Origin of the sequence: Lelliottia nimipressuralis (assembly GCF_004402045.1) — a bacterium.
Taxonomy (GTDB): Bacteria; Pseudomonadota; Gammaproteobacteria; order Enterobacterales; family Enterobacteriaceae; genus Enterobacter; species Enterobacter chinensis.
The window spans coordinates 45,819-57,757 of record NZ_SOMG01000019.1 but is presented as its reverse complement, the minus strand read 5'-3'; the positions used below and the strand labels follow the sequence as shown (position 1 = coordinate 57,757).

Genomic DNA, 11,939 nt, shown 5'->3' with positions numbered 1-11,939 from the left:
GTGGTGGGTCGTGCAGGATTCGAACCTGCGACCAATTGATTAAAAGTCAACTGCTCTACCAACTGAGCTAACGACCCACTTTTACGCTGTTTTCACGTTGTTTGATATCCCGTGGCAACGGCGGCATATATTACTGATTTAAGAATTCAGCGCAACAAAAATTTCGATGAAGATCACTTAACTGCTTAGTAATCATGCTGCACGACCAGAAATAACGCGATTTCTGGTCATGCGATAATCATCCCATCGAATTCAGACGTTTTTGCGCCTGCTTAGCACCTTCGGTACCGGGGAATTTAGAGACCACCTGCTGATAAACCGCTTTGGCTTTCGCAGTGTCGCCTTTGTCCTGCATGATGACGCCCACTTTGTACATCGCATCAGGCGCTTTTGGCGATTTCGGGTAGTTTTTCACCACAGAGGCAAAATAAAACGCCGCATCGTCCTTTTTACCCTTGTTGTAATTCAGCTGACCGAGCCAGTAATTCGCATTTGGCTGGTAAGTGGAATCAGGGTATTTCTTAACAAAGCTCTGAAACGCAGCAAGCGCGTCATCCTGACGAGATTGATCCTGCACCAGGGCAATGGCAGCGTTGTAATCCGTATTCGCGTCACCGCTCTGTACAGGCGCACCTGTTGAAGCTGATGCATCCGCTGCCGGTGCAGTTGCTGCTGCACCGCTCTGATCGCCCGCCGCTGGCTGTGCTTGTGCTGCACCACCGCCGCTGCTCAGGCTATCTATCTGCAACAAGATTTGCTTCTGACGTTCTACAACCTGGTTAAGCTGATACTGGCTTTCCTGAATCTGACCGCGGAGAGAGTCAATATCGTTTTGGTTATCAGAAAGTTGTTGCTGGAGTTGGGTTAAAAGCTGGCTGTGAGCGTTAGAAATACGCTCGAGTTGAGTGACCCGGTCTTCTACCGAGCCTGAGCCGACACTACTGATTGGTGCCTGAGCAAAAGCGGCCCAGGGGGCCGCTATTCCAACCAGTAACGACAGACTCAACAGATGATGTCTGAAGTTACTGCTCATGCAATTCTCTTAGTAAACCAGTACGGCACGACGGTTTTTGGAGTAAGCCGCTTCGTCGTGACCCAGTACTGCAGGTTTTTCTTTACCGTAAGAAACGATGGAGATCTGGTCAGCAGAAACGCCTTTACCCTGCAGGTACATTTTAACAGCGTTAGCACGACGTTCACCCAGGGAGATGTTGTACTCTGGAGTACCACGTTCGTCCGCGTGACCTTCTACGGTGACTTTGTAAGATGGGTTGCTACGCAGGAAGTTAGCGTGAGCATCCAGCATCGCAGCGAAGTCAGAACGGATGTCGTATTTATCCAGATCGAAGTAAACGATGTTGTTCTGCTGCAGCTGCTGCATCTGAAGACGCGCCTGCTCTTCAGAAGACATGTTGCCATTGCCGTTCGCGTCCATACCGGTGCCGGCACCCATCATGCCTTCGCCGCTCTGGTCATTGCTGGCGTTCTTGTTAGAAGAACACGCTGCGATTGCCATTACAGGCAGAGCGATCATCAGCCCCTTCAGCACTTTGTTCAGTTGCATTTCTATGATTCCTTTAGTAATCAATTAATTATTATTTACAGATACGGCGACCAGGCAGGTGATTTTACCTGTCCATCAGTTGCCGGAATACGCGCTTTGAAACGCCCATCTGTAGAAACCAGATTCAGCACAGATCCCATCCCCTGAGAAGAGCTGTAGATTACCATAGTGCCGTTAGGTGCCAGACTTGGCGTTTCATCCAGGAACGTTGACGACAGAACTTGAACGCCACCCGCTACCAGATCTTGTTTGGCAATGTGCTGCTGCCCACCGTTGGAGCTCACCATTACCATAAATTTACCGTCGCTGCTCACATCTGCGTTCTGGTTCTGAGAACCTTCCCAGGAAATACGCTGCGGAGCACCGCCGTTAATGTTTACTTTATAGATTTGTGGACGGCCAGCCTGGTCAGAGGTAAACGCCAGGTTTTGACTGTCCGGGAACCATGATGGTTCGGTGTTGTTGCTACGACCATCGGTCACCTGACGGATCTGGCCAGAGCCAATGTCCATCACGTACAGGTTCAGGCTACCGGTTTTAGACAGCGCAAAGGCCAGTTTAGACCCGTCCGGAGAGAACGAAGGCGCACCGTTGTGGCGAGGGAACGACGCCACCTGACGAACAGCACCGTTAGCCAGCGTCTGGATAACCAGCGCAGAACGTCCGCTTTCGAAGGTTACGTAGGCCAGTTTAGAGCCATCCGGAGACCAGGCTGGAGACATCAGAGGCTGTGAAGAACGTTTCACCAGGAACTGGTTGTAGCCGTCGTAGTCAGATACGCGCAGCTCATACGGGAACTGACCACCGTTGGTCTGTACCACATAAGCAATACGGGTACGGAATGCACCTTTAATGCCGGTCAGTTTTTCGAATACCGCATCGCTGGCTGCGTGTGCCGCATAGCGCAGGTACTGTTTAGTGACCTTGTAAGAGTTTTGTGCCAGTACGGTACCTGGTGCACCGCCGGTATCAACCAGCTGCCAGGCCACGTTGTAAGAACCGTCCGGGTTAGGGGTAACCTGACCCACTACCACGGCATCAATACCCAGTGCAGACCATGCCGCAGGTTGAACTTCCTGTGCGCTACCCGGCTGCTGAGGCAGACGAGAACGATCTAACGGGTTGAATTTACCGCTGTTACGCAGGTCAGCCGCCACGATGCCACCGGCATCTTCAGGTGCAGCGCCAGGACCGGCCCACTGGAACGGAACAACACCGATTGGGCGTGCCGAGTCCACCCCCTGGGTGATCTCGATACGTACTTCTGCGTGCAGTACTGCTGCCCACAGCATTAAAAAACCAAATGCTACACGTAATGCCTGCTTCATCATATCTCCCTTATCCGGGTAACCTTACCCACGATAATTTAGCAGAATGTTAACAAACCCAAATACACAAAACTACTAAAGCCTGGTTACGACAATAGACTGTTTTTCATTCTTCTGTGAGAAGAGTGGTTACAGCTTAAAGTCTAGTTTGGCATCTTTTATCTTTTCATAAACAGCCTCGTTAGGCGGTTTAGGAATGTTCGCCGATCTTGCTGCGGCCAACGCTGCCTGGCAAAGCGCAGGATCGCCACCTTCAGACGTCACATTTTTCAATCTACCGTCCGGCTCAAGATTGATATGCAATACGCATTGCTTGCCCTGATAAAGACCCGCATCGAACAGGCGATTCTGAATCGCAACCTGGATCTGCTTAGCGTAAGCGCTGATATCTGCACCTGTCGCACCACCGTTAGCACCAGAGGTGCCACTGTCTTTCGACGGCTGACCACTACCTTTCGCCCCACCGCCAGTTTTCGGCGCATTCTTACCAGAACTCAGGTCGCCCAACAGATCGTCAACACCGGCAGCTGCTGCGGCTTTTTCAGCGGCGGCAGCCTTTTTCGCAGCCGCTTTTTCAGCCGCAGCTTTCTTATCGGCAGCGGCCTTCTCAGCTGCAGCTTTTTTGTCAGCGGCGGCTTTTTCTGCTGCTGCCGCTTTTTCTGCAGCAGCTTTCTCAGCGGCGGCCGCTTTCTTCGCAGCCTCGGCAGCAGCTTTCTTCTCTGCTTCCTGAGCGGCTTTCTTCGCCGCTTGGGCTTCAGCTTTCTTCTGAGCATCAGTAGCGGCTTTCTTCGCCGCTTCTGCTTCAGCTTTCTTCTGGGCATCAGCAGCCGCTTTCTTCGCGGCTTCCGCTTCGGCTTTCTTCTGGGCGTCAGCAGCGGCTTTTTTCGCGGCTTCCGCTTCAGCTTGCTTCTGAGCATCAGCAGCGGCTTTCTTCGCCGCTTCGGCCGCTAATTTTGCCTGGGCATCAGCCTGCGCTTTGGCGTCCGCCGCGGCTTTTGCTGCCGCCTCTTCCGCCTGCTTTTGCTGTTCCTGTGCTTTCTTCGCGGCCTCTTCGGCTTGTTTCTGCTGTTCTGCCTGCTCTTTCGCGGCTTCCTGCGCCTGCAAACGTTCTTTCTCAAGCTGCTTCAGACGTTCCTGCTCTGCGGCCTGCTTTTCACGCAGTTCTTCCGCTTGCTGTTGCGCCTGTTTTTCACGCTGCTCTTCCGCACGTTTTGCACTCGCCTGCTGCTGTTGCTGGCGATTATAGTTCTGCACTACCGCACCAGGATCCACCATAACGGCATCGATGGAGGATCCCCCACCGCCGCCTGATGCATCAATATGCTCGTCGAACGAACTCCAGATCAGCGCTGCAAAGAGAATAACGTGCAGCACTGCGGAGACGATTATCGCTCGCTTAAGCTTGTCGTTCTGTTCGGTTGCCTTTGACACTATCGGTTCCCAAAAACTACGCGGATGATCAAATAGGTTGAGTCATTAAGCCAACTGACTTAACACCCGCACTATGTAGCAAGTTCAGTGCTTTAATAATTTCATCGTATGGTACGTCTTTCGCGCCACCGATTAAGAAGACCGTTTTCGGATTTGACTCCAGGCGACGCTGCGCTTCAGCAATAACCTGCTCGGGTGGAAGCTGATCCATACGATCTTTTTCTACCACTACGCTGTATTGCCCTACGCCGGAAACCTCAATGATAACCGGAGGATCGTCATTGGTGCTCACCGCCTGTGATTCTGTCGCATCCGGCAGATCCACTTCCACACTCTGGGTAATGATTGGCGCTGTCGCCATAAAGATCAGCAGCAGTACCAACAGGACATCCAGCAGTGGAACGATATTGATTTCGGACTTGAGCTCGCGACGACCTCGTCCACGCGATCTGGCCATGGTTTACCCCTTGTTGCTCTCGGTGCTGGTAAACGCCTGACGGTGCAGAATCGCAGTGAACTCTTCCATAAAGTTGTCGTAGTTCAGTTCCAGTTTGTTCACGCGCTGGTTCAGACGGTTATAAGCCATAACCGCCGGGATTGCCGCAAACAGACCGATAGCGGTCGCAATCAGTGCTTCTGCAATGCCCGGGGCAACCATCTGCAACGTCGCCTGCTTCACCGCGCCAAGCGCGATAAAGGCGTGCATGATCCCCCACACGGTACCAAACAGGCCGATATACGGGCTGATGGAACCTACTGTGCCGAGGAAAGGAATATGCGTTTCGAGATTTTCCAGCTCACGGTTCATCGAGATACGCATCGCACGCGAGGCACCTTCAACGACCGCTTCCGGCGCATGATTGTTTGCGCGATGCAGACGGGCAAACTCTTTGAAACCGCTATAAAAAATTTGCTCGGAGCCAGTAAGGTTTTCACGGCGTCCCTGGCTTTCCTGATACAGACGAGAAAGCTCAATACCCGACCAGAACTTATCTTCAAACGCTTCAGCTTCACGGCCAGCGGCATTGAGGATACGCGTTCTCTGGATGATAATGGCCCAGGATGCGATTGAAAAACCAATCAAAATCAACATGATAAGTTTAACCAGAAGGCTTGCCTTCAGGAACAAATCAAGGATATTCATGTCAGTCACTGCTTAAACTCCGCGACAATAGACTTAGGAAGCGCACGAGGCTTCATTATGGTTGGATCAACACAAACAATCAGTACTTCAGCTGAGTTCAGTACGGTGTTCTCTGCGTTGACTATCCGCTGCGTGAAAACCAGTGAGGTCCCGCGCATTGATGTAATTTCAGTTTGGACTTCGAGCATATCGTCGAGTCTGGCAGGCGCAAAATACTCAAGCGTCATCTTGCGTACCACGAAGGCAACTCGCTCAGCCAACAGCACCTGTTGACTAAAGTGATGATGGCGCAGCATCTCTGTGCGTGCCCGTTCATAAAAAGCAACGTAGCTGGCGTGGTAAACCACACCACCGGCATCGGTATCTTCGTAATAGACACGAACCGGCCATCGAAACAGCGTTGTATTCACTTTACATCCCAGTAATGCAACAAAAGTTAGAGCTTTTAAACTTCGCTACTATACGCGCGGGAAAGAGGGTTGGGAATGGGAGAAAGTAAACGGAGAGTAAATTTTTATGGGCTAGGGTAAGCCCATAACGTTAACGGACATTTCTTATTCAGAAGAAGAAGAAAATCAATCCAGCGAGAAGCACCAGATCGGCAATGAGCGGGCAAAAAAATCCCTGCCAGTGAACGGCTTTCGGACGAAAGCCCACGCCGTGGATCACACCTGCGCACACCGCCCACATAATGAGGAAGCCGTGCCAGATTTCAAGCTCGCTGGTTTTCGCTGCAAAGCGCGAAGGGTCCCAGAAAATACAACCTGCCAGCAGTAATGCCATCACTAAAGAAAGCGCCCGTAACGGGCGCTTATCCATTACCGCATATAACGTTGCGATAATATTCATTAGTGTTTTTCTTCACCCGCTTTGGTCGCTTCTACGTGCTCAAGCGCCAGGGCAGTGATGACACCAAATGCACAGGCAAGAAGCGTCCCTAAAATCCATGCGAAATACCACATATTCAGCTCCTTACTTAATACATAGAGTGGGTGTTGCTTTCGATATGTTCTTTAGTGATACGACCGAACATTTTCCAGTAACACCAGGTGGTGTAGAGCAGGATAATCGGTACGAACACACAAGCAACATAGGTCATCAGGTTCAGCGTCAGCTGGCTGGAGGTCGCATCCCACATGGTCAGGCTAGCATTCAGCATGGTGCTGGATGGCATCACGAATGGGAACATTGCAATACCCGCAGTCAGGATGATGCACGCCAGCGTCAGTGAAGAGAACACGAACGCCAAAGCGCCTTTTTCCAGACGAGACGTCAGCACGGTCAGCAGCGGCAGCAACACACCCAGAGCAGGAATAGCCCAAAGCGCTGGCGTCGTGTTGAAGTTCACCAGCCATGCACCCGCCTGACGCGCCACTTCTTTGGTCAGTGGGTTAGACGGCGCAGCATGGTTGATAGCAGACGTCACCACGTAGCCATCAATTCCGTACACCACCCACACGCCAGCCAGGGCGAAGCAGACCAGCGTAACCAGCGCAGCAACCTGAGCAGTCGCGCGAGAACGCAGGTGCAGTTCACCCACAGTACGCATCTGCAGGTAGGTAGCACCCTGTGTGATGATCATCGCCACGCTTACAACACCTGCCAGCAGACCAAACGGATTCAGCAGCTGGAAGAAGTTACCGGTGTAGTAAAGACGCATGTATTCGTCCAGGTGGAACGGTACGCCCTGCAGCAGGTTACCGAACGCCACGCCGATCACCAGCGGTGGAACGAAGCTACCGATGAAGATGCCCCAGTCCCACATGTTGCGCCAGCGGGTGTCTTCAATCTTGGAACGGTAGTCGAAACCGACCGGACGGAAGAATAAAGAGGCCAGCACCAGAATCATCGCCACATAGAAACCGGAGAACGCAGCCGCGTAGACCATCGGCCAGGCCGCGAACAGCGCGCCGCCTGCGGTGATCAGCCACACCTGGTTACCGTCCCAGTGCGGGGCGATGGAGTTAATCATGATTCGACGCTCGGTGTCATTGCGACCGAGGAAGCGGGTGAGCATCCCCACCCCCATGTCGAAACCATCCGTGACGGCGAAACCGATCAGCAGAACGCCGACCAACAGCCACCAGATAAAACGCAATACTTCATAATCGATCATTTGATGACTCCTGTCTTAGCGTGCCGGCTGAGTAGTCGCAGTGGACTGCTCGTAGTGATAGCGACCGGTTTTCAGGCTGCTTGGGCCAAGGCGCGCGAACTTGAACATCAGGAACAGTTCAGCCACCAGGAACAGGGTGTACAGACCACAAATCAGCAGCATGGAGAAGATCAGGTCGCCTGCTGTCAGGGAAGAGTTCGCTACCGCCGTTGGCAGTACCTCACCAATCGCCCATGGCTGACGGCCATACTCCGCAACAAACCAGCCGGATTCGATAGCGATCCACGGCAATGGAATGCCGTACAGCGCGGTGCGCAGCAGCCATTTTTTCTCGCCAATGCGGTTGCGAATCACGGACCAGAAGGATGCCGCAATGATCAGCAGCATGATGATGCCGCAGCCCACCATGATACGGAATGCAAAGTACAGCGGCGCAACACGCGGAATAGAGTCTTTGGTGGCCATCTGGATTTGCGCTTCCGTCGCATCAGAAACGTTCGGGGTATAACGCTTCAGCAGCAGACCGTAACCCAGGTCTTTCTTCACGGTGTTGAACTGGTCGCGAACAGCCTGGTCGGTAGAGCCAGCACGCAGCTGTTCCAGCAGCGAGTAGGCCTTCATACCGTTACGAATACGCTCTTCGTGCTGAACCATCAGCTCTTTCAGACCCGTCACCTGCTTATCGACTGAACGGGTTGCGATGATACCCAGCGCGTAAGGGATCTGAATAGCGAAGCGGTTTTCCTGCGCGTCCTGATCGGGAACACCGAACAGCGTAAAGGCAGCAGGTGCCGGTTGCGTTTCCCATTCGGCTTCGATTGCGGCCAGTTTGGTTTTCTGCACGTCACCCATTTCGTAACCGGATTCATCACCCAGAACGATAACAGAGAGGATTGCAGCCATACCGAAGCTTGCAGCGATAGCAAAGGAACGCTTAGCAAACGCGAAGTCACGACCACGCAGCATGTAGTAAGAACTGATACCCAGGATAAACATCGCGCCGCACACATAGCCAGAAGCTACGGTGTGAACGAATTTAACCTGTGCAACCGGGTTCAGGACCAGCTCAGCAAAGCTGACCATCTCCATACGCATGGTTTCGAAGTTGAAATCAGACGCGATAGGGTTCTGCATCCAGCCGTTCGCGACCAGAATCCACAGCGCGGACAGGTTCGAACCTAATGCGACCAGCCAGGTCACTGCCATATGCTGGACTTTACCCAGACGGTCCCAGCCGAAGAAGAACAGACCTACAAAGGTGGATTCGAGGAAGAAGGCCATCAGACCTTCAATAGCCAGCGGCGCACCGAAGATATCCCCTACATAGTGGGAATAGTAAGACCAGTTAGTCCCGAACTGGAACTCCATGGTCAGACCGGTTGCCACGCCCAGTGCGAAGTTGATACCAAACAACTTGCCCCAGAACTTGGTCATATCTTTATAAATCTGTTTGCCGGAGAGAACGTATACCGTTTCCATGATGGCCAGCAGGAACGCCATACCGAGCGTCAGTGGCACAAACAGGAAGTGGTACATCGCGGTCAAGGCAAACTGTAAGCGCGACAGTTCGACTATATCTAACATCATGACTCCTTGCTCATCGCATGAAGACTCCGAGAGTGAACCCCGTCAGAGAGAGATTCACACGCATGCCCCAATACAAATTATTCGCATCCTTGTCGTCGTTATTACCCTAAAGGAGGATAAAAACGATGACGTGAGGTTACAAATACGTTAATAAAAAATTCAAATTGATCCCGCAAATATAATACGCTGCAAAACCCTTACAATAAACAGGTTTTTATTGAATCATATTTACGTTTTTCGACGGCGATCAATTTATAGCAAAATTACCACTTTTCAGCCATTTTGATCGGGAACAATTTAGCGCCTTTTGGTGCGTTTTTCCAAACATTAAACATTGATTTAAATCAAAAACAACCCGTTATGTTAATTGTGTTTTGATGTAGTGAACATAGTAAAAACCATGTTAAAGATATGTATATAAAATACAACCAAGGTTATCGAATCGAATGTTTAATATAAACAGAAGTGATTTCTATTAACTCAGGAAGCGCGGAATAGCTGATTTATTCAGGACATAAATTTTAGTGCGTTTTCTGTTTTTTTCCATCAACTCTCTTTAAGTTAAATAAATAACAATAATTTTACCTTTCACACCTTACTAATTAACACCTATCTGTGACTATTGCATGACGTCCGGGACGCAATAAAAAAGGCCGCTTCTCAGCGGCCAACCATGTCGAAACGGACATTTTTATACTGCAACGCCCCCCTTCCGGGGAGCAGAGAGGACTTACTTAATGATGGATTTCAGAGCTTCGCCGATATCCGCCAGGCTGCGAACGGTTTTCACGCCTGCGGCTTCCAGCGCTGCAAATTTCTCATCAGCCGTACCTTTACCACCGGCGATAATCGCGCCTGCGTGACCCATACGTTTACCTTTCGGTGCAGTCACGCCCGCGATGTAGCCCACAACCGGCTTAGTCACGTGTTCTTTGATGTAAGCAGCCGCTTCTTCTTCCGCGCTACCACCGATCTCACCGATCATCACGATCGCTTCGGTCTGTGGATCTTCCTGGAACAGTTTCAGGATGTCGATGAAGTTAGAGCCCGGGATCGGATCACCGCCGATGCCCACACAGGTGGACTGGCCGAAACCGTAATCGGTAGTCTGCTTAACCGCTTCATAGGTCAGAGTACCGGAACGGGAAACGATACCCACTTTGCCCGGCTTGTGAATGTGACCCGGCATGATGCCGATTTTGCATTCGCCTGGGGTGATAACGCCCGGGCAGTTCGGGCCGATCATGCGCACGCCAGCTTCGTCGAGCTTCACCTTCACGGTCAGCATGTCCAGCGTCGGGATGCCTTCAGTGATGGTGATGATCAGTTTAATACCTGCATCGATCGCTTCCAGAATGGAGTCTTTGCAGAACGGTGCCGGAACGTAGATAACGGTCGCGGTTGCGCCCGTCGCTTCTACGGCTTCACGCACGGTGTTAAACACCGGCAGACCCAGGTGCGTGGTACCGCCTTTACCTGGCGTAACACCGCCAACCATCTGCGTACCGTAGGCAATTGCCTGTTCGGAGTGGAAAGTCCCCTGGCTACCGGTGAAGCCCTGGCAGATAACCTTGGTATCTTTATTAATTAAAACTGACATTATTTCCCCTCCACTGCGGCAACAACCTGCTGAGCTGCATCCGTCAGACTTTTCGCTGCAATAATATTCAGGCCGCTGTCAGCCAATTTTTTCGCGCCGAGTTCAGCGTTGTTACCTTCCAGACGTACGACAACCGGAACGTTAACGCCCACTTCTTCTACCGCACCAATGATGCCGTCAGCGATCAGGTCGCAACGTACGATACCGCCGAAGATGTTCACCAGAACAGCTTTCACGTTGTCGTCAGAGAGGATGATTTTGAACGCTTCAGTGACGCGCTCTTTGGTTGCGCCACCGCCTACGTCGAGGAAGTTCGCTGGCTCACCGCCGTGCAGCTTAACGATGTCCATGGTGCCCATTGCCAGGCCTGCACCGTTAACCATGCAGCCGATGTTGCCATCGAGCGCAACGTAGTTCAGTTCCCACTGTGCAGCCTGCGCTTCACGCGGGTCTTCCTGAGACTGATCGCGCATTTCACGCAGATCGGACTGGCGGAACAGTGCGTTGCCGTCAGCGCCCAGCTTGCCGTCGAGGCAGATCAGGTCGCCCTGGGTGGTGATCACCAGCGGGTTAATCTCGATCAACGCCAGATCGCGTTCCAGGAAGATGTTCGCCAGACCCATGAAGATCTTGGTGAACTGCTGAACCAGCTTACCTTCCAGACCCAGTTTGAACGCCAGCTCGCGACCCTGGTAAGGCATTGGGCCTGCCAGCGGATCGATAGCCACTTTGTGGATCAGGTGCGGAGTCTCTTCCGCCACTTTTTCAATTTCCACGCCGCCTTCGGTAGACGCCATGAACACCACGCGACGGGAGCTACGGTCAACAACCGCGCCCAGGTACAGCTCTTTTGCGATGTCGGTCGCTGCTTCAACCAGGATCTGGTTGACCGGCTGGCCGTTTGCATCTGTCTGGTAGGTCACCAGACGCTTGCCGAGCCAATGTTCAGCAAACGCGCGAATCTCTTCTTTGCTCTTAACAACCTTCACACCGCCCGCTTTACCACGGCCACCAGCGTGAACCTGACATTTAACTACCCAAGGGCCGGAACCGATTTTAGATGCGGCTTCTTCTGCTTCACGCGGGGTAGTACAGGCATAACCCACCGGAGCCGGTAAGCCATACCGGGCAAACAGCTGTTTGGCCTGATATTCATGTAAGTTCATGTG

At 52.2% G+C, this 11,939-nt stretch carries 13 protein-coding genes and 1 tRNA gene; all 14 read right to left on the bottom strand.

The features are described from left to right. Position 1 precedes the first annotated feature (1 nt). The 14 genes from E3U32_RS12985 to sucC all read right to left on the bottom strand — a co-directional run bounded on the left by E3U32_RS12985 (position 2) and on the right by sucC (position 11,936). Positions 2–77, bottom strand: a tRNA-Lys gene (locus E3U32_RS12985). Between the two features lie 161 nt (positions 78–238). Further along, positions 239–1,033: a cell division protein CpoB gene (gene cpoB, locus E3U32_RS12980; protein WP_134349109.1), complete on the bottom strand. Its 795-nt coding sequence runs from the start codon at positions 1,031–1,033 to the stop codon at positions 239–241. Positions 1,034–1,042: 9 nt separating this feature from the next. After that, on the bottom strand, positions 1,043–1,564 hold the full coding sequence (pal, locus tag E3U32_RS12975) for a peptidoglycan-associated lipoprotein Pal (protein ID WP_003858578.1): 522 nt from the start codon (positions 1,562–1,564) through the stop codon (positions 1,043–1,045). A 35-nt stretch (positions 1,565–1,599) separates the two neighbouring features. Then, a complete protein-coding gene (gene tolB / locus E3U32_RS12970) occupies positions 1,600–2,892 on the bottom strand; it encodes a Tol-Pal system beta propeller repeat protein TolB (RefSeq protein ID WP_134349113.1) in 1,293 nt (430 codons plus the stop codon). Between the two features lie 129 nt (positions 2,893–3,021). Further along, a complete protein-coding gene (gene tolA, locus E3U32_RS12965; protein ID WP_134349108.1) occupies positions 3,022–4,323 on the bottom strand; it encodes a cell envelope integrity protein TolA in 1,302 nt (433 codons plus the stop codon). A gap of 28 nt (positions 4,324–4,351) precedes the next feature. Then, on the bottom strand, positions 4,352–4,780 hold the full coding sequence (gene tolR, locus E3U32_RS12960; protein ID WP_003858589.1) for a colicin uptake protein TolR: 429 nt from the start codon (positions 4,778–4,780) through the stop codon (positions 4,352–4,354). Positions 4,781–4,783: 3 nt separating this feature from the next. Next, complete coding sequence (gene tolQ, locus E3U32_RS12955) at positions 4,784–5,476, bottom strand: Tol-Pal system protein TolQ (RefSeq protein ID WP_008501101.1); 693 nt, start codon at positions 5,474–5,476, stop codon at positions 4,784–4,786. After that, a complete protein-coding gene (gene ybgC, locus E3U32_RS12950) occupies positions 5,473–5,877 on the bottom strand; it encodes a tol-pal system-associated acyl-CoA thioesterase (protein ID WP_003858593.1) in 405 nt (134 codons plus the stop codon). Before ybgC ends, tolQ begins: the two co-directional genes overlap by 4 nt. Before the next feature lie 148 nt (positions 5,878–6,025). Continuing rightward, positions 6,026–6,316 carry a cyd operon protein YbgE gene (gene ybgE, locus E3U32_RS12945; RefSeq protein WP_134349107.1) on the bottom strand — a complete coding sequence of 97 codons (291 nt, stop codon included), beginning with the start codon at positions 6,314–6,316 and terminating at the stop codon, positions 6,026–6,028. Next, positions 6,316–6,429, bottom strand: coding sequence for a cytochrome bd-I oxidase subunit CydX (gene cydX, locus E3U32_RS12940; RefSeq protein ID WP_003858598.1), 114 nt, complete (start codon positions 6,427–6,429; stop codon positions 6,316–6,318). Before cydX ends, ybgE begins: the two co-directional genes overlap by 1 nt. Positions 6,430–6,443: 14 nt before the next feature. After that, entirely contained in the window at positions 6,444–7,583 is a 1,140-nt protein-coding gene (gene cydB / locus E3U32_RS12935; protein WP_134349106.1) for a cytochrome d ubiquinol oxidase subunit II, read from the bottom strand. Positions 7,584–7,598: 15 nt separating this feature from the next. Then, the gene (gene cydA / locus E3U32_RS12930; RefSeq protein ID WP_134349112.1) at positions 7,599–9,167 is read right to left on the bottom strand and encodes a cytochrome ubiquinol oxidase subunit I; all 1,569 of its coding nucleotides are present in this window, start codon (positions 9,165–9,167) and stop codon (positions 7,599–7,601) included. A 733-nt stretch (positions 9,168–9,900) separates the two neighbouring features. Next, complete coding sequence (gene sucD, locus E3U32_RS12925) at positions 9,901–10,770, bottom strand: succinate--CoA ligase subunit alpha (protein ID WP_008501094.1); 870 nt, start codon at positions 10,768–10,770, stop codon at positions 9,901–9,903. Next, the gene (gene sucC, locus E3U32_RS12920; protein ID WP_023310791.1) at positions 10,770–11,936 is read right to left on the bottom strand and encodes an ADP-forming succinate--CoA ligase subunit beta; all 1,167 of its coding nucleotides are present in this window, start codon (positions 11,934–11,936) and stop codon (positions 10,770–10,772) included. Before sucC ends, sucD begins: the two co-directional genes overlap by 1 nt. Positions 11,937–11,939 lie beyond the last annotated feature (3 nt).

Excerpts from the sequence above, each read along its gene's own strand:
- cydA (WP_134349112.1), bottom strand. The coding sequence starts at position 9,167 with ATGTTAGATATAGTCGAACTGTCGCGCTTACAGTTTGCCTTGACCGCG.
- cydX (WP_003858598.1), bottom strand. The coding sequence starts at position 6,429 with ATGTGGTATTTCGCATGGATTTTAGGGACGCTTCTTGCCTGTGCATTT.
- sucD (WP_008501094.1), bottom strand. The coding sequence starts at position 10,770 with ATGTCAGTTTTAATTAATAAAGATACCAAGGTTATCTGCCAGGGCTTC.
- tolR (WP_003858589.1), bottom strand. The coding sequence starts at position 4,780 with ATGGCCAGATCGCGTGGACGAGGTCGTCGCGAGCTCAAGTCCGAAATC.
- pal (WP_003858578.1), bottom strand. The coding sequence starts at position 1,564 with ATGCAACTGAACAAAGTGCTGAAGGGGCTGATGATCGCTCTGCCTGTA.
- sucC (WP_023310791.1), bottom strand. The coding sequence starts at position 11,936 with ATGAACTTACATGAATATCAGGCCAAACAGCTGTTTGCCCGGTATGGC.
- ybgE (WP_134349107.1), bottom strand. The coding sequence starts at position 6,316 with ATGAATATTATCGCAACGTTATATGCGGTAATGGATAAGCGCCCGTTA.
- cydB (WP_134349106.1), bottom strand. The coding sequence starts at position 7,583 with ATGATCGATTATGAAGTATTGCGTTTTATCTGGTGGCTGTTGGTCGGC.
- cpoB (WP_134349109.1), bottom strand. The coding sequence starts at position 1,033 with ATGAGCAGTAACTTCAGACATCATCTGTTGAGTCTGTCGTTACTGGTT.
- tolB (WP_134349113.1), bottom strand. The coding sequence starts at position 2,892 with ATGAAGCAGGCATTACGTGTAGCATTTGGTTTTTTAATGCTGTGGGCA.